Here is a 21,744-nt window from a genome sequence, read left to right as displayed (position 1 = left end):
GGAACAGGTCCTCGAGTAGCGCCCAAGCAGCAAGACCGTTGCCTGCGCGGATGTGGAGGCGGGCCAGGTTCACGATCGGCTCGAGGCAATGACGGGGATCGAGCCCGCTCTCCAGGGCGACCCTCGCAAGCCGATGACACCAAGCGCGGGCCAGCTCAGACAGACCGCAGTCCGAGGCCAACAAGGCGGAGAGGTTGAACACTGCTGTGGCGGCGGTCGCATCATCGGTGTTCTGCGCATCAACGGCGCGTTCCCGGAGATCGGCGACCCGCTGGGATAGGTGTGTACAGCGTGGACGGGGCCGGGCGATCAAGGGAAACCTGCCGGCCGTGATCCTTTTCATCGACATCACTCCAGGGATGGGTCAGGTTGGCCGGGTCCGGCCCGAAGACAACGGTCCTGGCCGCTGTCGCGAGAGCCGCTTGATGCGGGCCGGGGATTCCACGTCGATTCCAGGTGAAGATCACGTGATGGGTGAGGGTCGACCGGATTCCACGGTGCAATTGCCCGGCGTCGTTGAGCTGCCTGAGGGCGGCACCGGCAGCGGTGTATGCCTTGATCCATGTGCACGCGTCCGCAAGTGGCCCGCCGTCATCCGTGAGGCTCGACGGGTCCACGGTCAGGAGCCGGCGAACCGGACCGAGCAGGTCCTCGACGAGAGCCTGCTGAGCTGGATCGCGATGTTCGACGGTGCGAGCCCAGACGTCGCCTTGCTCGTACCAGTCCAGCCCCGCTGCCCGCATCATGGCCGCGCACAACACGATCGACATCTCGCGGCGCCATTTCGGCTCGGCTTTGGCGGGTGAGTCGAAGAGGTGGCGGCTGTCCTCGTGCCAGAGCCTGTGCGCGACTTCCATGGCCATGGTGCCTCCGAACGCGTGTAGCTCGGGCTCGTACACACCTCGGACGATGGCGACCACATGGCCGGCCCGTTGCAGGGACGACAACCGCTCGATCAGGTAGGAGTCGGCTTCGGCCGTTGCAGCCACCGGCCGGTAGCGCAGCCGCCAGACGCCCTTACGGACGACGAACCACGCCGTGATCAATCGGCGGGCTTCGGTCTCGACGAGGATCGGCGCGAGGTGGGCGACAGCCGTCGCGGCGGCGGTGCGGGGATCTGGAAAGGCGATGCTGAGCTGGCGCCACACCGATCGCTTCACGGTCGATCTCCGGTTCACGATAGGCAGAGGACTGCATCCCAGCCAGTGACAGGGACTCCCGCACTGGCGGTGTACAGGGCGAGAACGGCGCCGGCCGTGCCGTCCATCAGCTCGGGACTCGCTGCTCGGGCGACGACCAGCTGACTCGCCAGTTGTGTGGCCAGCCCGCGCAGTTCTGCGTGAAGCCTGCCCGCAAGGTATGGGTCGGTACTGGTGACGGCCATACGCCAGGCTGCTTGGAGCAGACCGGCTCGACCATGGCAGAGGCCGACCTCAGGGAGGCCGGCGCGCTGGGCGGGGTCCTCGAGTACGGCCAACATGGCGTTCTCCGCGAGCTTCTGCCGGGCAATGTCACGCAGAGCGAGACCGGCAAGTTGCTGAGCGCGGGCGATACCGGCGGTGCCGTAGCACCATGAGGGTCGGTGGCGCCGTGGACGAGTCGAGCCGGTCGTGACGTATCCAGGCCACCAAGGTCCGGCGGAGTCGCCATACTGGCGCTGCTGATCGATCCAGTCGCAGAGAACGGCGAGAGCGTCTGGGTTGCAGGCGCCGCGTGGCCTCGGAGGATCGCGAGAGAGAGGATCGCGATGACCGCGCTGACGCCGTGGGCAACGCCCAGGTTGCCGTGCCCATGCGGGAAGTCCGGGTCGGGAGTGCCACCGAGTCCCGAAGGCAGCCACCACGGTACACGCCCGGTGGTCACATCGAGGGGCTCAGTGAGGCGCGCGAGGTAGGCGAGCACATCGGCAGTGATTGGGTGCTCGGAATGTGCCTGCAGGTGGTAGACGCCCAGTCCGACGAGACCGTGGACGAGGTCGAACTCGACCATGGAGAGGGCATCACCACGGTCGATGCGGGCATGGGCAGCGGCGAGCCGGTTCCGCGTGATCTGAATGGTGGCCTCGTCGAGGTCGGCCAGCGCACGACGGTAGCCGCCTAACGGAGCCGCTATGTGCAGGACGAAAGCCAGTGTCGGCGCGCCGTAGTACAGGTTGGCGTTCGGGCCTGCGCTGACTGGCTCGCCGGCCAAGGTGCGCAGCCAGGCGTGGGCGGTTGCCTCTTCGCCGAATCCCGCCAGTGCACGCTCGATGTGCAGCAGCGTGATGCCGGCGGCGCCACCGGCCAGCGACTGCGGGCGCGTGCGTCCGTCGGCGGAGTCGGCGACGACGGCTGGATCGACGAGGCGTTCGGCGGCCGAAGCGGCGGCGGCCGCGAGGTCCGTCTCCGCGGGCAGGTTCGTAGTCGTCACGGATGGCTCCTCGTCGTCCAGCTCAGCGCGCCGGCGCGCGCCAGGTGCAGGCAGGCTCTTTCGCTCTCCAAGTCAGGTCCCGTGATGCGGACATGGTGAAGGTGCAGCAGATCTGGTAGCAGGTCGACCGGCGCGATAGCCGAAATCGAGGGCAGAGCATCGCGCCAGGTGGCTAGCACGTGCTGGCGCTCTTCCCAGCGCGTCAGCACGTCCTCGCCGTCGGGTAGTGCGACCAACGCACCACGGTCGTACGGATTGGCTAGGGCGATCGCCGTGTCGTACACCGTTCGTTCGGGCGCAGGCTGGTGGGCTCGGGTGTGGGTGACGATCCACCGCATGGCCTCGTGCGCATCGCCGATGACCGCCGCCGCGAGGTCGACCATGCTGGCTGCGGCCAAGGCTCGCCAGTCAGGTCCGTGACGGTGGCCGGCCGTAGCCAACTGCGCGAGTGCAGCCGCGGAGTCTGCGGTGAAGGAGGCGGCGACTGCCGCGTAGGCGGCAGGAGAGCCGAATCGGCCCGGCTCGGGGAAGTCGGTGTCCCATAGGATTCGGCGGGTCAGATCGGCCTCGACCAGCTGCCGGCCCCACGCGGTGATCGCCGCTGCGGACACGCCGGCGATCCGCAGCCGTAAATGGGGGTCGGGATCCGTGTAGCGCTGGTACCACCAGGTCCCGCTCGGCGGGAGCTGGTCGAGCAGCACAGACAGGTGATCCGTCAAGATCGTGGTCTGTTGCTCCAGGCGGGCGTACACCTTCAGGTATCGGTGGCCACCGCCAGGTAGTGTGCCGTGCTCGCGTACATCCACCACATGGCTGGTGATGCGGGGTTTCGACGGTTTCGGCCTAGCGGCGGCAAGAGGGATGACGATCTCGTGTGGGTGACCGTCGATCCAGCCGTCATCAACCGGCACGGCCCGCAGGTGTGCTCGCGAGTTGCGGATCAGATCGTCGCGCAGGAGCGCACGGTGAGCCGGTTCGTCCAGATCGAGACCGATCGTCTGGTCGCCGATGCCCATGGAGACCCTTGCAGGGCACCCTGTTGCGTGGCGCCACTCGTTCAGCTTGTGCTCCCAGTCGGCCCAGTCGGCCTCCCGACCGGCCAGATCAGCAGCGTGCAACAGCCAGCGAGCGGGGCTGAGGAACGTCCGGCCATGGCGCAGGGCCGGAAGGAACGGAAGATCGCGGGCAGCCGAGCCCCACTCGAACGGGGAGCACGGGGTAGCGAATGCAACCGGCGCCTCCGCGAGGAACCGGGCGATCGGCAGGGCATGCCGCACCGGCTCCACCGCATTGACGGGCATCGGCTGCAGTGCGCACCGACGGGATCTCGAGACCAGGTAGAGGCGGTGAGCGTCTGCTGTCACTGCGATGTCGTCGAGGCCGATCACGTTCGAGGTCGTTCTGTGGAACTCCCCCACCGGAATGATGACTGGCAGGAGCTGTGCGGCCCGGGCGACGTCCAAGCTGACGGTGTATCGGGTGACGGCCGACAGCTGGACAGGCAGGGTAGCGGCGGGAGCGCTGCCGCGAGCGGCGGCCGTCATCTTCTGCAGATCGGTTTCATCCAGCAGGTCGAGAAAGCGGCCGGTACTCATGAAGGCGTGCCCGCATGCTCGTGCGACCGACATCTGGAAGATCCCGTCGGCCAATGCCGCGAGGGTGGGGGCATGCACGCGCACGGTCAGTTCGGCGGATGGCCGGACATCGTCCGGGACAGGACCGGCGATGGTGTTCAGCGCGGCATCGGTCAGGACGATCTCCTGCTCACGGTGCAGCGCGGCGCGCTGAGCCAGCGCGAGCAGAGCGCGGTCGCGGTCGGAGATCGGAGGCGGGGCGGCGGGTGGGGCTCCGGTGAATCCGGCCGGGTAGCCCAGGCCGACATCTGCGTCGACCACGTCGCGCACCGGGACCAGAGCATGCGGGCCGTAGCGGTCCAGAAATCTCGAATGCCAGTCGCGCCAGCCGATCGTCGTGGGGCGAGCCAGACGCGTCAGCGCCTCCGCTGCTCGGCAGGCCTCGGCCGTCACAACTTCGGGCAGGACCAGGTCGCAGTCCACTCGCACGTCGACAGCAACTCGTGGGCCGGTCGTAGCGACAGTCATGGCCGCTGCGTCGAGCTCCCGCCGATGGGGCGCGGTATCCCTGCCTAGTGAACGGTCGTGCGAGCTCCTCTGGTCTCTGACCTGCCGCAGCCGAGCCAGCCACTCGTCCACGTCCGCCCCCTCGGCGAGAAGCGCCTCGAGCCGATCCACGAGTCGTGCGAGTGGGTCGGTAGCGATGGACGGTGGACGCAGATCGGTCAGGAGAAGTCGCTGTGACACGAGCTGTGCGATCAACCGGTCGGCGACGGCGGTCGAGGCGCCGCTCTCGGCGCTGATCTTGCCGCTGAGGTCACTCCAACGGATCGGGTCGGCAGCCAGCGCCAGCGCTGCACGGATCACAGCGGTCCCGCGGATTCGCAGATGCACCGGCGCGCCCTCGGGGGCATGACTGGCCCGGTGCTCCAAGACGAGGTGTTCGCCGCGTGCGACCAGCAGGTTGTTGGCCTGGAGCAACACATGCCGACGGACCCGCTCGTCCGCTTCCAGCTGGTCGAGCACGTCGGCCACCCAGGCTGCACGCATACGCGCCACCGGACGGTGGGCAGTACCGACACGCACCTTGGCGGTGCGGTCAGCAGCTGCTGGGGCGACCCCCGCGAACAGCCCGTACGGTGTCGCCCTGGTGGATGCACGCATGAGGTAACGCATGACCGCGATGACCACACGACGCAGGTCCGGTTGAGAGAGCTTGCCCTGAAGAGCTGCATCGAGGCGGCCGGAGAGGACAGGGCTGGCATGTTCCAGCGCAGCGGCGAATCCGGACACCTGAAGTGCCTGGTGCAGCCACGACTGCCAGCCAGCCGGGGCATCAGTGCTGGTCAGGTCGGGCCACGGGCCTAGCTCGTCGGGGCGGAACAGGGCCATGCGAACCAGTAGGGCGTCGTCCAGGCTCCTGTACATGCTGTCCTCTCTCCACAGCGGTTGGCCGTCGCAGGCCCTTGGACTCCTGCCTGGGCCGCGTTGACGTCAGCGGCCCCAGGCAGGCGTCGACATCACCGACGGCATGTGCGGTCGACTGATCCCGGCCGATCCGTCGGCGAAGCCCGGTCAGCAGCTCGTGCAGGCGGTCTGGCACGTGGTGCCGCAGTTGTCGTCGGTCATCTTGATGATGTGGTCGACAGTGCTGCCGGCCTCGATGAACTCGATGTCGAGGTCGAAGTCGCCGAGAGGCTCGAGTTGGACGGTCATGACACACCTCCAGAGTTGGTGAAATGGATCTTCCGGTGCCCCTCCCCTTCAATGGCTGGGCAGACACCGGGAGCTCATGGCCAGCTGACGGCGAGGGTTCCGCGCCGCTTGACGGCGCGCCAACCCGTCAGGTCGCCGGCGTCGACGGAGTCCGGGTGGTACTCGATGTGGGCGGCACCCCGCCGGAAGTACCGTCCGGCCCAGTCACGAATCAGTTCCAGGAGTTCGTCGGCGACCTGCTCGGCCTCGGGGCCGCGAGCGAGGACCCCGGTCTCGTAGCCGCTGACTGTTGCCGCGTTCTCGCGTTTGATGCGGTGCGCGAAGCTGCCGCCGCGAACGATCGCCGGGGTGCCGTGGCGCACTGTGGGATGGACGACACCGTCGTCGATGGCCGACTGTCCTGCGTGGAGCATCGGAACATCAGGACCACTCGTGAGCAGGAAGAGTTCCAGCTCGTCAGGCATGTCGAAGGGCGCGCCGGACCATCGCTCGATCGGCGGGTCATCAAGAGCCGTTCGCAGCGCGGGAGCGTCGAAGTCGGCCTGGTGCTGAGGGTCCAGCCGGAGCGCGATGTCCCTTGTGATGGCGACCATCTGTTCGGTGGCAGCGCCGTCGCCTTGCATCGGCACGAATGAGCCGAGGCGATAGTTGCCGGCGGTCAGAACCGAGGTAGCCGGGTCGCGGTCAAAGGCGATGAGCCGGGTGATCGCAGCGAAGCGAAGCGGGACGACGATGCGGCCCACAGGGGTGAGCTGGTCGGGCCAGGCAGATGGGATGTCCCACGCGCCAACGGTCGCGATGATCCGATCATACGGAGCGCGTTGCGGTACGCCGTTCTCCGCATCTGCGAGTACGACCTCGACCTGCTCGTACCCGGCGGCGCGCAGGCATGTGCGAGCGCGGTCCACGACGTCGGCATCGATGTCGACGGTGGTCACCGAGCCGGTGGGGCCGACGAGTTCCGCGATCAAGGCGGCGTTGTAACCTCCGGAGCCGACCTCCAGGACGTTCATACCGTCCTCGATGCCAGCCTGTTCGAGCTGGATCGCCTGGATGTGCGATGCCGACACGACGCTGGTCTGGCGGCCGTCGGGACCGACCTTGGGAACCAGGGTGGTGTTCGTCCCATATACCTTGTCCAGCGGCTCGCCCGGCGCGAAGACCTGGCGCGGGACGCTGTTCATGGCGGCGGCCACACGGTCGGTGGTGATCAAGCCCTCGTCGCGCAATGCGGCCACCATGGCAGCGCGCAAGGCAGCTGGATCGTCGATCTTCAATGTCATCTCAGTGTCCTCTGACAGGTGGTGTGCTGCTCCATGTGGGAAGGAGGCTCTCATCGCGCTGGTACGGGGATCGCCCTTCACGTCACTCGAGTCGGCGGCCGCCGGACGGCCAGGATCACCAGTGGCCCGCCTCGAACTGAGCTAGTTCGTGCCTCGAATCATGCCGTCAATATGGCGTCGGGTGGGGTAGCCACCAGGTGGCCAAACTAGTGGCCACCGCCGGCTAGCTAGAGGCGGTGGCCGTCGCGCAGGTAGCAAGCTTGCCCGGATCGCAAGGCCTGAAGGGCCTCGCTCACGCGACGCCACACATACGGACGAAGCCTCTCCGCAGCCTGCGCCTCAGAGCAGAACTCGAACCCGCCGAGCTCCTCATCACGCGGGGTGAGCGCGTCGATCCCCTCGTCATCAAGCTGCCCACCGTCAAAGATGAAGGCGAGCAGGTCGTCCCAGGGACCGTGCGGCGACACCCAATCGACGCAGAGCAGCTGGACGACCTGGACCTTCAGCCCGAGTTCCTCGCCCAGTTCACGCTGGACGGCCGTGTGGGGCGGCTCGTTGGCCTCGGCCATGCCGCCGGGAAGGTCCCAGTCCGGTTTGTACTTCGGGTCGACGAGCAGAATCCGGTCGGCGCGATCGAACAGCAGCACATCAGCACTCACTCACTTGCGCGGCTGCCTCGCGTTGCCCTAGGCCAGGTGGGCTCGCCAGGCCTCTGGGTCCCGGTCATAGAGAGGAACCTCGGATGAGGAGCGCCGACGGAGTGGGCCGCGCGGTCCGCTGCACGGCATTCCTGTTCTTCTCGACGACTCCTTCGACGTTCGTGGCCTGCCGACGACGGCGGGCTCGATCGCGCTGCAGTCGTCGATGCCCGCTGACGATGCCGCCGTGGTCGCGCAGTTGCGGGCGGCCGGGGCGATCATCCTGGGCAAGACCAACGTGACGGAGCTCAACGGCGTGTTCGACGCGAACCTGCCCGAGGGCTACTCGTCGCTCGGCGGTCAGGTGCTGCTGCCGTCGGACACCGACAAGACGGCCGCCGGCTCGTCGGCCGGCTCCGCGGCGGCGACGGCGGCGGGCTTGGCGGCGTTGACCGTCGGCATGGAGACCGGCACGGACGTGGGCGCGCAGCTCATCGCCCCAGCAGGTGTCGCCGGAGTCGTGGGCCTGAAGCCCACGGTGGGACTGGACGACGGCGACGGCGTCCTGCCGGTCGCGTCGTCGCAGGACTCCTTCGGTCCTTTGACGCGGTCGGTGTACGACACGGCGGTGGCTCTCGGTGCCGTCGACACCGCGTCAGTTGACTACACGGCCGGGCTGTCGCCGTCTGCTCTCGCCGGCAAGAAGGTCGCCGTCGTCGCCGGCGGGACCGGTCCCTACCCGTCCGCCGTCGCCACCGTGCAGGCTCTGGGCGCGACGACGGGTGAGGTGACGCTCGGGGCGGCGACCACGCGGCCGAGCATCGTGCTGCGGGAGTTCGAGCAGGATCTCGACAAGTACCTGACGGACGCTTCAGGCGGGGCGTCCTCGCTGGACGAGATCATCGAGTACAACGCCGCCAACCCGGTCGAGGGCCTGAAGTACCAGCAGAACGAGCTGCTCGCGGCCTCGTCGGCAACGATGGCGACGTACGAGTCGGACCTGGCCGTGGGGCGCGCCGAGAGCGCGGCCGTCATCGACTCGGTCCTTTCGTCCGGCTACGACGTGATCATGGTGCCGAGTAACAGCACCCTAGTCGGGATCGCCGACCGCGCCGGCTACCCCGTCCTCACCGTCCCCGCGGGAGAGGGCACAGGCAACGCCGGCCGCAATCCCATCGGCGTCACCTTCGTCGGGACGGCGGGCAGCGAGGCGTCGCTGCTGGCGGCGGGGTACGCGTTCGAGCAGGGCCACTCGTACGACCGCCGGGCGCCTGGGGTGACGAACCCATCGATGTGGCGCTGCACTCCTGGCGGCTCGTTCTTCACCGGCGAGCTCTGCAACCCCGGCGACGAAGGCGAAGCACTCGCCGAACTCGTCGATGGTGTCGGCCCCGGCCGCAATTGGTCCACGCTGGTCGGCCAGATCCAGTCCGCCAAGGCCGACGACCGCCCGGCCGTCGCCTGCAGCTTGATCGACGCCTTGGTTTCAAACGTTGGCAGGTCCGGTAGGGCCGTCCCCGCCGCCACCGCCACATCAATCACCACCGAGGCCTCCCGCCTCGGTGCCGTGACCGGCTGCGAACCGCCGAGAAGGTAATGGCCCCGGCGCTGGGTGGGACCTTAAGCGCGAGGCCCCACCCAGCACGACCAGATTCAGCTCGGCGATTGGCAGGCCGTAGCCGAACCCTCGATGAGGGATGACCAAAGTCAATTCTCCCGCCTCATAGGCTCGCCCCATGGCCAGCGAGCACACTGACGCGCCCGCCTGGAAGGTCTACGGCAAGCGGACGCTGTACGACAACCCATGGGTGCGGCTCGATCAAGTCGACATCGAACCTCCAGGTGGACATCGCTGGTGGCACCACGTCGTCCGTCTGCGACCGATCGCGGCAGCGGTCATGCTCGATTCAGATGACCGCGTGCTCATGCTCTATCGGCATCGCTTCGTCCCGGACCAGTTCGGATGGGAACTGCCCGGCGGAGTCATCGAGGACGGCGAAGTCGGCGTAGAGACCGCGGCACGAGAGGCCGAAGAAGAGACAGGGTGGCGACCAAGCGGGCCGATGAAGCGATTGTGTGCTTTTGAGCCAATGCCAGGGATGGTCGGCGCTCGTCACGAGGTCTACCTGTCGCTCACAGCTACACGAGTCGGTGAACCTACGGATGCTGACGAAGCTGGCCAGATCGCGTGGATCTCCCTCAAGGAGATCCCCGGAATGGTGTCTCGCGGACAGGTCGCGGGTGGAGCGTCGCTGGTCGGCCTGCTGTATCTACTTGCCTTACGCGGCACCGAGCAAGGACTCGAGTCGCCGCACCCGCCTCGTTGGCGAGCTGACCCGACACGAGTGGCTAAGGTGGCGGCGAGCTTGAGTTCGAATCGCGCCTCCCTGTCGCGCCCGACGGCCTGGAGCGCGCCCGCTAGGTCAACGTGTACGGCGGCCCAAGCGCGGGTGAACGTGCGATCCAAGCGCCCGAGCGCCACACGGAGTTGAATCGAGAGCGGCGACGCTGCCAAGGGCAGTCATGGCAGCACCTCGACACCGCCCCAAGTGAACTTCTCCGAGAACGACGTACGGCATTTCAGGGTCCACCAGAACCGCCGGAAGCAGCGCTTCAGCAACCTCGCCGTTGCGCGAGCCGAGCTGCTCATCCCTGTGGAGAGCGATCGCCGTCGCCGCCGGCGTACTACTTCGGCGGATCGACGGCAGCCTCGCCTTCCTGCGCCTTCACCCGGACTGTCCACTGGATGAGGTCACGTTTGTGAGGAGTCGCCGACGCAGGCGCAGCGAACGAGAGCAGCGGGACGACGTGGCCAGCGGTCAGTGTCCCAAGCTTGTTGCGGTGCTTGTCTTCGGGCCGGTCATCGGCGAGATAAACGAGCACGACACCACGGGCTGCAGCGCCAGAGAGACCAGGCATATCTTCGCCGCGGGCGACTGGCTCAAGTGCTTTCGTGTGCTTCCGGTCGGAACCGATGAAGTCGATACGAGGTTCGGCGCGGCGCCGACGAGTCACGATCGGCGACGTTCCAAGCCCATCCAGGTTGATCGAGCCATCAACCTTGGTGGGTTGGTGCCACGCGACGACCCATTCCTTGATGCGGCCGTCCGATGTCGCGTTCTCGAGGAACGCCTTGAAGGGCCTGATCACCTCGTCGTACTCGCGATGCCACGTGTACTGCTGCAGCAGATCCATGAGGTCATCGGCGGCGACCGTCCCAATCTTGAAGCTCTCGGTTCCGGTCGACCCGTTATCCAGGATGTAGGGCAAGGAGATCGTCTTGTCTGCCTCGCCCAAGAGCGGAACTCCGACTGCCGTCAGGTTCGCAAGGTTCGCCGCGTCTCCCCGCGCCGGCAGGCTGTAGCGGTCCTGGAACCCGCCAGCTGTTGCCTTAGCGGCAATGACGGCGTTCCACATCTTGTTCCGGGCGGTTGGCTTCAGCCACGGGAGGTGCTGACTGACCAGCGGAGGGATCTGGCGTGGTTCCAGGCGAGGCATCCCGTCATCGTCGAAGCCTTCGTATTGCTTAAGCTCTTCGCGGAACGCCTCCTCGTCGAGCAGCAGAGCTTCGAATGCGTCGTAGAGATCGACTCTGTTGTCTCGTCGGATGTAGAGGCGCACGAGATCCTGATAGCCCGACCTGAAGCCAAACCATCGGCCAGCCTGCATCAGGGTGTCTGCTTGCCCAGCCTTCCTGCGGAAGTAGGATACGGTCAGTCCCTCGACGGTGAAGCCCCGACTGAGTTGCGTACCTCCGATCAGAATTCGCCAGACCTTGTCAGCCTCGAAGTCGAGCTTCTTCTGCTGCGCCTTGATCTGAGCATCGGAGTTGACGATGAGGATCGGGTCACCATCGACCATGATCTGGGCCAAGGCTTCCGCAACGAACGGCTTCAGTTCATCGAACGAGGACGGAATGGCGGCTGCCTCTGCCCGCGCCAGCATCACAGGATGATAGTCGGCGTCGTAGAGTTTCTTCAGCCGAGCGTGTCCCTCGGTCGATGTGAATTTCGAGCCGTTCCACAGCGCCCTGACGTCGTTCGCCGTCGCCTCGTGCTCCGCCCGCTTGACGGATTCGTGAACCAGCATCGTGTGATGCAGGTACGGTTTACGGCCCCTGCCTTCCCGGTACTTCTTGATCGCGCCGGAGAGGACCCAAGCGTCCAGAGCTTCCTGCAGCTCCTCGAGCCTGCCGTTCGGGTTCGTGGACGCGTCACCGAAGAGTGCTCGAACATGCGCCTTCTCGTTGGAGGAGTTGAACGTCTTCTCTTCGTCGTCCCACCGCCTGCCGATGTCGTGAAACTCTTGGACTCCCATGTAGCCCGGGGGCCTGTGGAGTGACAATACGAAGTCGGCCGGGAATAGGTCACGCTCGTCGTCGGGATCCACGAAAACGTTCGCGAACGGCGTGGCCGTGTAGCCGACGTACTGGGCTCGATGGCATACCTTGAGGATCTCCGTGATCAGACGATTGATTGTCGTGCGTTCACGATTCTCGACGGAGTTCTTGTTCCACTTGACCGGGTTTGTGGTGTCGACCGACGCCTGGTCAGACTCGTCGTCGATTATGAGCACTGGCAGCTGAGCGAGATCGCCCTTGTGTGGTTTCAGATCAGCGAGCAGCTTCTCGAGGGGTGCCTTGTTCTTCTTAATGACCGCGACGTAGGCGTCCGCATTGAACAGGTTGGCCGGATCGTTCAACGGCTTCTGTTTGTCCGTCCGGAAGAACCGTAATTTGGTCAGCCCCTGCGGCAGACGTTTGTAATCGCTTCGGTGTGTCGTGACCCGGTCGATGTGGACCACACCGGACTGGTCCAGCATCGCGCCGTGTTTGACGAAGTTGTCAGCGATCCAGTCCTTGTCCTGCTGGTAGTCGAGCTCCTTCGCCACCTTTGGATCGGTCGGGTCCAGGCCCCGCAGGATGTTCTCCCGGCCGATGAGCTCCATATCCATCCTTCGCTGTGTCTGCGCGCGGAGGATCTCGATGGTCCCGGTCAAGATGATGATCAGGCGGTAGCCAGCATCGACCGCCTTGGCGGCAACGCCGGTGAAGTTGGCGGTCTTCCCGCTCTGCACGTAGCCGACAACCAGGCCCTTTGTCTGCTTGATGTCAATTCGAACAGGATCGCTCAGCCTTTCGACGACCTCAGTGGTCGTCTGATCCAGAGACGCGATGGCCGATGCGTCCCAGTTCTTAACGTCGCGCAGGTAGGCCTCGTAGTTGTCCCAGTAGACGTTCGTGCGCTCTTTCCTAGCCTCGGCGTACCACGGCTGGAACACCTTCGAGATGACGATCGCCGGCGCTTCGTAGACCGGGAAGTGTTCGGAGAACGCGTCGGCCACAGTGTCTGTGAGCTGCAGCGCGGCGTAGATGGCGGTACGCCGTGCCGCAGATCTCGGTGCGGTCTCGAGCGCGGGGTCATCGTCAGCGTCCCACTTGGCGAGCGCCATCGTGATCTGAGTGCGCGCCGGGTCGTTGACGTCGGCGTTGCAGATGAAGTCCAGCAACTGGTCGTTCGCGACTTCCGCCCCAGACAGGGCGGCGAGGAGCGTGCCTAGCGGGGCCGGCTGCTGGTGGGCCAGAGCGATGAAGACGTTCTTGAGGGCGTCGGCCCATGCGGGGCGCTGATTGTTCACGGGCGTCAGTTCTCCTTCGCTTCCACGAAGCCGCCGACGGGATCGGGAGGCGAGTCGTATTCGAGATCAGTGAGGTCCACTTTGTACGAAACCTCCGACACAAGCCCGAAGCTCGGCACGACCGGCCCGACAGCGTTGGGCGTGATCGCCGGGAAATCGCCGTGCACGGCATATGCGCGCGGCTCAGTCCGGAGAGCCCAGAACGTCGGGTAGAGGTCAGCGTCGCCGCTGCACCATGCAAATGTGTCGAGCATCGCGTCGACGGCCACTCGGTGCCCGCCAGCCAAGGTACGGACCTGTGCCACTAGCTGTGGCAGCGTACGTCCACCCTCAGGCGAGCTTCGGGTGAGCTGAATCGAAAGGAGGCTCAGCGGGACGCCACGAAGTGGAACAAGCTGTTCCAAGCCGTGAATCACATGCTTGCGGCGTTCGCCGCTGGTCGTCTTCACCTCAACGTGGACGGAGTCGAACGTGAAGTCGTGTTCCTCCGACATCGGCCCCTGCCAGGTTGCGACAGCAGGACCGGCACCGACTGCTTGGATTAAGAACTCGAGGAAGAGCAGTTCTCCGAAGAAGCCGATCTCCTTCTCAGTGGTGAGGGCTCCGCGACTCGCCAGCACGTTGCGATGCCGCGCAACGCCCGCGGCGACGGCCGCTGCCAGCGGTAGCTTCTCCACCTGGAGTTCGTCTGCGACGGTGGCGAGCAGACCGTAGGCGCTGTGGACGTTCCCCTCGACCCGGACGGTGAGTTCTGCCAAGTCATCGTGCCCCGAGGAGACCGCGTTGAATCCGATGTGCTTCAGTTTGGCGACGTCGGGTTCGGGGGTTTCGTACGTCGTGACGAGCGTTATGAACCCGTTCTTGGGATCGAGTTGGAGCCGACATGGTGGTTCGCCCTTGATGGGCAGCACCATGGGGGTTCTGCTGTTCCAGAGCTCGTCGAGGGTCGTGAACGTCAGGTGTCGTGCGTCGCCTGGCGGAACTGTCATCCCATCTCGTCCCTACTCGCCGCGCATACGCTCCTCGGCTACCACCGCTGCACCGAGGATACTCTTCCAGAGTGCGATCTGGTCCTTGTCCTTCGCTCCGAGATGTCGTCCCTCGAAGACCTCATGTGTCAGCAGGAACATCAACGCTTTGAGGACAGGCGCGTCGTTGAGACTTCCGCCGGATGGCGCGAAGAGCGGCCGGTAACGGCTGTTGAGCCAGAGGGTCTTAGTTGGGAGCTCCACGTCGAAGAACTCCCCAGCGGGCATGCGTCGCCACTTGAGGTCGATCGAGTCGCCGTCGATGAACTGCAGCTCGTTGCCGATGCGCTTGCGGACAGCAGGAGTGAATCCCTTGTCTGGCCGAATGACGGGGCGCCGTCGGCGCTTCCGCTTGTTGGCGTCGATGTGGATCGATTCGGCATCCTGCAGGTACTCAATGAACGTGGTGCCGTCGGCTGCCGCCGCTCGGCCGAGAGCGTCGTGGAAGATCGGCTCGAACTTGAGCCCGCTCTTCTCGGGGTTCATGGTGAGGAACGAGCCGATGGCCTGGCTGTCCTCGAGGACGACGCGGGCCAACTGTCGCGCAGGGCTCGGGTTAGCGGTGTCTGACCATCCCCCCGCCTGCAGCAGCCGATCGTTACGGTAGATGTAGAACCCCTGGAACTGCTCGCCGGGCTTCGTCCCGATCCGAAAGCCTGTGATGTCGGACCTGGCCGGCCAGACATGGCAGCGCAGCTTGACTCGGGTCTCGCCAGCCTTCGCAACCAGAACCTTCGGGTAGTCAGGGTGCCCTGAGGTGGCGTATCCGAACGGGTCTATCGGAAGCACCGGCACCCCCGGCGCAGCCAACGCTTCGCCGAGCTCATCGACCAGGACGTCGATGCGGAGGCGTCTGTCAGCCAGGAGACGATGGAACGTAACTCCGAGGTGGGCTCGCAATGCTTCGTTTCGGGTCGCCAGCCACCGGCGAGCTTCGTCCGCGGCGTCGCCACGGTAGGCGTTGCGTACCTCCGTCCAGATGATCGATGTCCCCACGTCGGATCCGAGAATCACGCTCCTGTCCGCGGAATGCTCCTCCGCCACCTTGGCCGACAGCACCTCGCACGTGAAGTCCTTTGAGAAGTCCGCTCGGCGAATTCTGCGACCAACAGGTGTGGCGCCGTACTTGGTCGACCACACAGTTAGTACATCAGCGTGGCCGAACGAGGCGACCTTGAGGCCCATACCGAAATGACCGAGATCATCCACGCTGTAGTCGCGTTGATGGCCGATGGTCATGGCTGCATTGACGACGTTGACATCCATGCCCTTGCCGTCATCAAGGACCTCGACCTGAACGAGCCGGTCCTGTCGCGTCAGCAACCGAACTGAGACTCGGCCTGCACCGGCGTCGATGCTGTTGTCCACGAGATCAGCGATGGCGGATTCCAGCGTGTGATTCGCCCCGAGGCTCTTTACCAGCCCGGCATCAGGAGCGAGCTGAATTCGCTCGACGACGTCGCCTGATGCGGCTACCACTCGACATCCTCGAAGTCGCTCTTGTCGAAACCAAGGAAGGTGCTGGCGCGTCCTCGTGCCTGAAGTCCGAGCCCCTGAGCCTCCAACGGGAAGGTCGCCTCGCCGACGCACGGATCCAAGATAGTCGGAGACCTCCCCCCTGTAGACCTTCGAATTCCCCAATTGGCCTCCTCAAAGACCTTCGGATCTTGAATGCCCTCCCAGGCAACCATCCGCTGGATGATGCCGTGCAGGCGAGCGCGCTCCAACACCCGAGCTTCCTCTGTAGGGAGCTCGTCGGGACGTTCACTCGGGTCGTCGACGAGTTGGGCGGAGGGGATCACTCGCGCTGCCGCGAACGGCCGACGCGCCCACCGGGGAAGCGAGGTCACGGGGTGGCCCCGCCGAGAAACCGACTGTCCGTTCGCGGACTCGCGGTTGATCGCTCCCAGCGGCAGCGACACTTCCCTGAGCTTGCGCTTCAAAACCCGTTCCCTCAACTTAGCCACGGAGCGGAGCCGACCGGCCCCGTCACACATCTACCAGACGAGCCCGACAGAACTCGTTATGTCCCGAACTGATCCGATCGAGCAGCGGCTTCGACGAGATCGGCCGCGAGCTCCGGGTCCTCGTGCTCCCAGATTCGGACCACTCGCCACCCCAGGTCAGCAAGGTGCGCGTCGGTCTCCCGATCACGCTCGATGTTGCGAGCGAGCTTTGCGGCCCACCACGCGGCGTTGTTCTTGGGCTCTGTCTTGTGCACAGGGCATCCGTGCCAGAAACAGCCGTCGACAAAGACCGCGAGGCGCTGACGCGGGAATGAGAGGTCAGCTCGCCTCCTGGGAAGTCCGGGAAGGGCAGCGTCTACGCGGTACCGAAGACCGCGGGCATGTAGGACTCGCCGGAGGCTCAGCTCTGCCTCCGTGTCTCGACGCCGCTGCCGCGACATCCGCCTGGAGGTGATCTCGTTCGTTAGCGGCCGGTCCACGCCGGTCAGCTCCCTTCGACGTGAAAGAGCAAGCCAGCCTTACCGATGTCGAGGGCAGGAATGTACGGATCAAGGTACGGGTAGTTCAGGTCCGAGCAGCCGCCACCCGCGAACCGGCCCACGCCCGCCATCATGAGGGCGTCAGCGCGTTCAGCCTGCCGAGGACTCTCATTTCTGGTCCGTTGAGACTCACGCTGCGTCGCACGTTGCGGTCGCGAGTCAGGGAAACATGACACCCGGGCAACCGGTTCTTTCAGCATCAGATCCCGGTCAGCACCCGCTGGCAGGCCCAGCTCATCCCTGACGGGCGGCAGCTCGAGACCGGACGGCTGCTGGTCATTCAGGATGTTGGAGTCGAGTCCCACGCCAAGCTGGCAGTGACAGCCCGGATCCAACGACTCAGGAAGCACAGCGTCGCAGATGCCGACGCCGCCTGCAGCCCTCACATCGCACAACACGCTTCGAGCGTAGGCGTCCTCCGGACAATCGGAGTAGCCAGTTGGGGCGAGTCGCACCGAGCTCGCCACACGGGATGTCCGACCGACCCGTTAGAGTTCCGTACCATGGTGCAATCTCGGTCGTCCCTGCGCGCCGAGATCCGCGTGCTCGACCTCTTCAGCGGCGCTGGCGGCCTGAGCGAGGGCTTCAAACGCGCGTCCGCGATGCGGACCGCTACGCGGAGGTACTCGACAGTTCGAGCGGTCGAGTTCGACCGTGCCGCCGCCGCCTCGTATGAGGCGAACCATGGCAGGTCGAAGGTCTTCGCTGGCGCGATCGAAGATTGGCTCGCGACCGAGGACGTTCCAGAGGCGGACCTCATCATCGGCGGACCCCCGTGCCAGGGCTTCTCAGCCCTCGGCAAGAAGGACGTCCACGATCAACGCAACCGTCTCTGGGAGTACTACGCACAGACGATTTCGAAGGCAAACCCTCGTTTCTTCGTACTGGAGAACGTCCCCAGATTTCTGGGTTCGACCCAGTATGCACAGTTCGAGGAGATGTGTAGTCCCGGCGGGGCACTCCGCGACTACGCATTCCAAGCTAAGATCTTGAACGCTGCCGAGCACGGCGCCGCTCAGGTCCGTAAGCGGGTCATCTTGATCGGCCACCATCGTGACCTGCCCTTCCCGGGCTTTCCAGAAGTCGAGACGCGCTTCAAGGATCCAGCAAATTGGCGGACGCTCCGGAGCGTGCTGGAAAAGCTGCCGGAAACGGTGCGGCTTCAGAGCCTCCCGGATCGGTGGTACGAGTTTGAAGGCGAGACGCTCGCTGGCGCTTACCGGACGGACGAGCTTCATGTAACCCGCCATTACGAGGAGATCTCGCTGAAGCGATTCGCCTTCATTAAGGAAGGCGAGAATCGTTTTAAGCTTCCGGAAGACCTCAAGTCAAATTGTTGGAGAAATCACACCACCGGATCCGCCGACGTGATGGGGCGCCTGTGGTGGAACCGGCCATCGGTTACGATCCGGACGGAGTTCTTCAAACCCGAGAAGGGTCGATACCTACACCCCTCAGAACCCCGCGCGCTAACCCACCAGGAAGCAGCGCGTATCCAAGGCTTCCGTGATACTTACAAGTGGGTGGGATCGAAGACAGCAATTGCTCGCCAAATCGGCAACGCTGTCCCGATCCCGCTCGGTAAGGCTCTAGGCCAGCACCTTATGGCCGCGTTCCCTACAGCCTGACAGTAGAACCGGAGAGCGCGATCCCCACCATGAGCGCCACTCACCAGCCTGACGAATCCGCCCTCGTCCTGAAGTTCGACCCCCACACGATCGAACACCTTGGCTCGAATATGTACTCGCGCCTGCCAAATGCTGTGGCAGAGCTTGTCGCCAATGCCTACGATGCCGACGCCACCGAGATCACCGTCCATGTCATCGGTAGCGGCCATGACCAACGGATCGTAGTTGAGGACAACGGGCACGGCATGTCTCGCAACGACGTGCGCGGCAAGTACCTGCGAATCGGCCGGAACCGCCGGGGCTCGTCATTGATCGCGATGTCCGAGAGTGGCAAGCGGACAGTCTCCGGCAAGAAGGGCCTTGGCAAGCTCGCACTCTTCGGCATTGGCCACAAGATCGAAGTAGCAACGACCCGCCAAGGCAGCGACGAGCGCCTCATCGTCACGCTGGACTGGCAAGAACTGATCGATACCGAGGACGGCGACTATGAACCCGGCTCTATCTCAGAGCCAGCCGTAGTGCACGAACACGGGACCTCGGTCACCGTCTCTCAGCTAACGCGTAGCAGCGATATCTCGCCGACAGATCTGGCAGAGAGCCTGTCCAGGCTCTTCCAGTACGGCGCCAACGAGGTTGCCCTCCGAGTCCTTGGCCGTGACGGCTCGGCGATTCCGGTTACTCGGGAGCTTCGGATGTCATCCGTCGCTACGGAGTTCACGTGGGCTGTTCCAGGCGATCTACCCTGAAAGCTCCGGGGACCTGACGTCCGTTGGCGTCGTCGGCGTCATCATCGCTGCCGAGAAGCCGCTCCCCACACAGATGCGAGGCGTCGCCGTCTACGCCAACGGGCGCCTCGTTAGCGAGCCCGAATTCTTCGGGGCATCAGACTCCAGCTATGCGTATGCCTATCTGACCGGTCACATCGCCGTCGACGGACTGGATGCGATCAAGCCGGACGTGGTCGCAACCGACAGGCGGGCCGTAAACTGGGAGCATGCCGACGCAGCGAGGATACGGGTGCTGCTCAAGCGAATGGTCGAGGAGATCGCCCAGCTCCGACGACAACTGCGCGCCGATAAGAAAAAGGCACAGATCAAGGATGAGACTGGCGTCGATTCGGACGAGTGGGTCGAAACGGTGAAAGGCCCTGAGAAGGAACCTTTGAGGGACCTGATCAGCCTCATCGAGTCCGAAGACACCGATATGAGCGATGAAGACCGGGGCAAGGCTGTCAGAAACCTCAAGGACATCGCTCCGCCGTACGCGGATCTTGTCTGGCGTCATCTCCACACCAGCATTCAGGCGGCATGCGAGTCCTATTTCAAGGCTGGAGACTACTACCAAGCGCTCTTGGAGGCGTGCAAGCAGTATGTCGCCGACCTGCGTTCCGCCGCTCAGCTGCCCGACGGAGATGAAGCATCGCTGTTCGGGAAGGCCCTAGGCGATGGATCCGGACGACGCTTGAACTTCACATTGCCTTTCAGAGTCAGGAGTCCATCGATATCCGATAACTCCGCCAAGAATCTTGAGAACGGCCAGCGCGAACTCGCGAGAGCGATCTGGTCGGCGTTCCGCAATCCACTCTCGCACGAACCGATGGAGACGATCAAGTCCTTAGGGGTCATCAGCCACCATGATTGCCTCGACGCACTCAGTCTCATGTCACACCTGCGACGCAGACTCGACAGCGCGACGCTCCTGCCATGAACCCAATGAGACCCGGACGGCGAGTATCGTCCGGCGCAAGGAACTTCATTGGTGTGCCTATTGAGGACGACGACGTTCACCCTTGGCTCCACCCAGCTTGTGAGGTCGAGCGTGACTGCCCCGGTCGATCAAGCGGATTCGTCACAACGCTGCGCCGCGACCGCACGATCCAGATGGTTACGGATTCCACGCACTGACCGCCGCCAACAACCACCCGAAGACGTCCGCAAGCAGATAAAGCGGCGCTGTGCGCACAACTTGGCCCAGGTTGGGGCCTAGGTACGCTCGCGAGTCGCGCCTGGCCCCGACGTGGAGTCCGATTGCGATGCGCGACGTACGGCCACGCCTCACAGGCCGTGGTCGGGAATCGCGGCAATCAGGTGTGCTATGCGCTGCTGGTCAGGCATCGGCCAGTATAGGAATCGTGGATCAAGCAGACAGTGGTACGAACCTGAGGCGAATAGCCATTCAAGAAGTTCCTGAGGATCAGTGATCGCAAGCCCTAGGCGCCTGAGGGCTTGGGCACCACGAAGCATCCCGCGGTCCTTTGTGATCATCACGTGGACTCCGCTGCGGACGGCAGCGCGTACCAATTGACGATCCAGACCGGCGGGTACGGCTTGAAGCGTGTCGTCGATGATCCGGTTCGGCAGCTCCAACAGCCCCGCTCTTGACGGTGCCTCAAGGTTGTCGCCGTCAGTCGTCGAGCTCACCAGCCGCAGTGCGCCTACGAATTCCTGGAAGGCGTTGATGCGGTCGCGTCGCCGCTGGTCGCTGAGTCGCTTCCTCGCGTCACTTATCACTTGCGGCAGGAGAACGAAGCGGATGTCACGGACGACCCACAAGGCGAGAAGGAGCTCCAAGCCCTCCAGAGCTAGGTAATTCCCTTCTTCCAAGGATTCGGGCAGACCCTCCCCTCGCCACAGGCGCGCACCGAAGTCGAAGTAGTCGATCAGTAGATTCGTGTCCCAGGCTATGTAAAGGGGACCGCGCCCACGGCGGGTGCCGAACAGGTCCATGGAACCTGCGTAATCAAAGTCAGGTCCGACCGGCGCGCCCATCGCCATGCCCGCGGCAATGGCTGGCCCCAGCTCGTCGCCTAGCTCCTCACGGATCCACGCGCCGGCAAAGCTCGCCAGTTGCGCTCCCCACTTTTCGAGGCGCGTGTAGCTGCCGGTCAGGTCGATGTACAAGACATCCGGAGCATCGAAGTTGAATTGAGAACCTTCCACGAGCTCAGTATCGGGTGCAGCTCGGATCGGCCGCCACGCAAATCTTGCGGATGGCGGCCCGTAGCAACAGAGATGATCCGGGGCGGCGTCTGCAGTACCCGGCGACTCCCGAGGCTGCCGCGGTGTCGAGTGGCTTGGCACAGGACCTCGTAGTCTGGGCGCTGGCAATGATCGAGAGCTTACGAGGTCAGGACGACGGCCATCGTGTAGTCACGTACGGCAGGCCTCGTGTGGCCGCCGGGCCCGGAGCACCGGTCCCAGTTTCGAGATTGCGCCAGCATTCACCGATCCGTGATGCGCAGCCGACCGCCGAAGCTGGGGATTGAACCGCCCCGGGATGTCCGGACACTTCGGATCGTGTCTCTACTCGGTCGGGACGAGACGGT

General features: G+C 64.7%; 18 protein-coding genes and 1 pseudogene. 5 read left to right on the top strand and 14 right to left on the bottom strand.

Going from position 1 to position 21,744, the window contains the following annotated elements; all coding sequences use genetic code 11:
- Nucleotides 1-239 precede the first annotated feature (239 nt).
- The 7 genes and pseudogenes from ACW62_RS26190 to ACW62_RS33415 form a co-directional block, all read right to left on the bottom strand.
- Complete coding sequence (locus ACW62_RS26190; RefSeq protein ID WP_083460187.1) at nucleotides 240-1,160, bottom strand: thiopeptide-type bacteriocin biosynthesis protein; 921 nt, start codon at nucleotides 1,158-1,160, stop codon at nucleotides 240-242.
- 14 nt (nucleotides 1,161-1,174) lie between these two features.
- Nucleotides 1,175-1,840 carry a lanthionine synthetase LanC family protein gene (locus ACW62_RS36630; RefSeq protein ID WP_420843618.1) on the bottom strand — a complete coding sequence of 222 codons (666 nt, stop codon included), beginning with the start codon at nucleotides 1,838-1,840 and terminating at the stop codon, nucleotides 1,175-1,177.
- Nucleotides 1,774-2,409 (bottom strand): annotated as a pseudogene (locus ACW62_RS36625) (lanthionine synthetase LanC family protein); the annotation flags it as partial. The pseudogene ACW62_RS36625 and the gene ACW62_RS36630, both read right to left, overlap by 67 nt.
- Nucleotides 2,406-5,375: a lantibiotic dehydratase gene (locus ACW62_RS26175; protein ID WP_205629616.1), complete on the bottom strand. Its 2,970-nt coding sequence runs from the start codon at nucleotides 5,373-5,375 to the stop codon at nucleotides 2,406-2,408. The gene ACW62_RS26175 and the pseudogene ACW62_RS36625, both read right to left, overlap by 4 nt.
- A 183-nt stretch (nucleotides 5,376-5,558) precedes the next feature.
- Entirely contained in the window at nucleotides 5,559-5,699 is a 141-nt protein-coding gene (locus tag ACW62_RS33420; protein WP_083460186.1) for an FxLD family lanthipeptide, read from the bottom strand.
- Nucleotides 5,700-5,773: 74 nt separating this feature from the next.
- Nucleotides 5,774-6,982, bottom strand: a complete 1,209-nt coding sequence (gene fxlM, locus ACW62_RS26170) for a methyltransferase, FxLD system (protein ID WP_083460185.1) — start codon at nucleotides 6,980-6,982, stop codon at nucleotides 5,774-5,776.
- 227 nt (nucleotides 6,983-7,209) lie between these two features.
- A complete protein-coding gene (locus ACW62_RS33415) occupies nucleotides 7,210-7,629 on the bottom strand; it encodes an NUDIX domain-containing protein (protein ID WP_205629615.1) in 420 nt (139 codons plus the stop codon).
- A 130-nt stretch (nucleotides 7,630-7,759) separates the two neighbouring features.
- On the opposite strand from ACW62_RS33415, the gene ACW62_RS34870 reads away from it, so the two are divergent.
- Together ACW62_RS34870 and ACW62_RS33410 are read left to right on the top strand one after the other, a co-directional pair.
- Nucleotides 7,760-9,217, top strand: a complete 1,458-nt coding sequence (locus tag ACW62_RS34870) for an amidase family protein (protein ID WP_083460184.1) — start codon at nucleotides 7,760-7,762, stop codon at nucleotides 9,215-9,217.
- Nucleotides 9,218-9,356: 139 nt separating this feature from the next.
- Nucleotides 9,357-10,112 carry an NUDIX hydrolase gene (locus ACW62_RS33410; RefSeq protein WP_083460183.1) on the top strand — a complete coding sequence of 252 codons (756 nt, stop codon included), beginning with the start codon at nucleotides 9,357-9,359 and terminating at the stop codon, nucleotides 10,110-10,112.
- A gap of 193 nt (nucleotides 10,113-10,305) precedes the next feature.
- Here the strand turns inward: ACW62_RS33410 and ACW62_RS26155 are convergent, their stop codons facing one another.
- Genes ACW62_RS26155 through ACW62_RS34365 form a run of 6 tightly spaced genes read right to left on the bottom strand, consistent with a single transcriptional unit; the run spans nucleotide 10,306 to nucleotide 17,189 of the window.
- On the bottom strand, nucleotides 10,306-13,257 hold the full coding sequence (locus ACW62_RS26155) for a Z1 domain-containing protein (RefSeq protein WP_205629614.1): 2,952 nt from the start codon (nucleotides 13,255-13,257) through the stop codon (nucleotides 10,306-10,308).
- Nucleotides 13,258-13,262: 5 nt separating this feature from the next.
- The gene (locus ACW62_RS26150) at nucleotides 13,263-14,246 is read right to left on the bottom strand and encodes a PD-(D/E)XK motif protein (protein ID WP_205629613.1); all 984 of its coding nucleotides are present in this window, start codon (nucleotides 14,244-14,246) and stop codon (nucleotides 13,263-13,265) included.
- A 12-nt stretch (nucleotides 14,247-14,258) separates the two neighbouring features.
- A complete protein-coding gene (locus ACW62_RS26145; protein WP_053207061.1) occupies nucleotides 14,259-15,764 on the bottom strand; it encodes an ATP-binding protein in 1,506 nt (501 codons plus the stop codon).
- Nucleotides 15,758-16,282 carry a DUF1156 domain-containing protein gene (locus ACW62_RS36620; RefSeq protein WP_083460182.1) on the bottom strand — a complete coding sequence of 175 codons (525 nt, stop codon included), beginning with the start codon at nucleotides 16,280-16,282 and terminating at the stop codon, nucleotides 15,758-15,760. Before ACW62_RS36620 ends, ACW62_RS26145 begins: the two co-directional genes overlap by 7 nt.
- A gap of 26 nt (nucleotides 16,283-16,308) precedes the next feature.
- Nucleotides 16,309-16,740 carry a very short patch repair endonuclease gene (locus ACW62_RS26135; protein WP_157574996.1) on the bottom strand — a complete coding sequence of 144 codons (432 nt, stop codon included), beginning with the start codon at nucleotides 16,738-16,740 and terminating at the stop codon, nucleotides 16,309-16,311.
- On the bottom strand, nucleotides 16,737-17,189 hold the full coding sequence (locus ACW62_RS34365; RefSeq protein WP_157574986.1) for a hypothetical protein: 453 nt from the start codon (nucleotides 17,187-17,189) through the stop codon (nucleotides 16,737-16,739). The genes ACW62_RS26135 and ACW62_RS34365 overlap by 4 nt, the downstream gene beginning before the upstream one ends.
- A gap of 144 nt (nucleotides 17,190-17,333) precedes the next feature.
- Here ACW62_RS34365 and ACW62_RS26130 point away from each other — a divergent pair, with 144 nt between their 5' ends.
- The 3 genes from ACW62_RS26130 to ACW62_RS26120 all read left to right on the top strand — a co-directional run bounded on the left by ACW62_RS26130 (nucleotide 17,334) and on the right by ACW62_RS26120 (nucleotide 20,126).
- A complete protein-coding gene (locus tag ACW62_RS26130) occupies nucleotides 17,334-18,419 on the top strand; it encodes a DNA cytosine methyltransferase (RefSeq protein ID WP_205629611.1) in 1,086 nt (361 codons plus the stop codon).
- A gap of 29 nt (nucleotides 18,420-18,448) precedes the next feature.
- Complete coding sequence (locus ACW62_RS26125; RefSeq protein WP_053207058.1) at nucleotides 18,449-19,165, top strand: ATP-binding protein; 717 nt, start codon at nucleotides 18,449-18,451, stop codon at nucleotides 19,163-19,165.
- A 73-nt stretch (nucleotides 19,166-19,238) separates the two neighbouring features.
- The gene (locus tag ACW62_RS26120; RefSeq protein WP_053207057.1) at nucleotides 19,239-20,126 is read left to right on the top strand and encodes a TIGR02391 family protein; all 888 of its coding nucleotides are present in this window, start codon (nucleotides 19,239-19,241) and stop codon (nucleotides 20,124-20,126) included.
- 347 nt (nucleotides 20,127-20,473) lie between these two features.
- On the opposite strand, the gene ACW62_RS26115 is transcribed toward ACW62_RS26120, so the two are convergent.
- The gene (locus tag ACW62_RS26115; protein WP_157574985.1) at nucleotides 20,474-21,358 is read right to left on the bottom strand and encodes a hypothetical protein; all 885 of its coding nucleotides are present in this window, start codon (nucleotides 21,356-21,358) and stop codon (nucleotides 20,474-20,476) included.
- Nucleotides 21,359-21,744: the final 386 nt, after the last annotated feature.

It is taken from the genome of Jiangella muralis, from assembly GCF_001270745.1.
Taxonomy (GTDB): Bacteria; Actinomycetota; Actinomycetes; order Jiangellales; family Jiangellaceae; genus Jiangella; species Jiangella muralis.
This window is presented reverse-complemented; position numbering and strand designations above follow the sequence as displayed.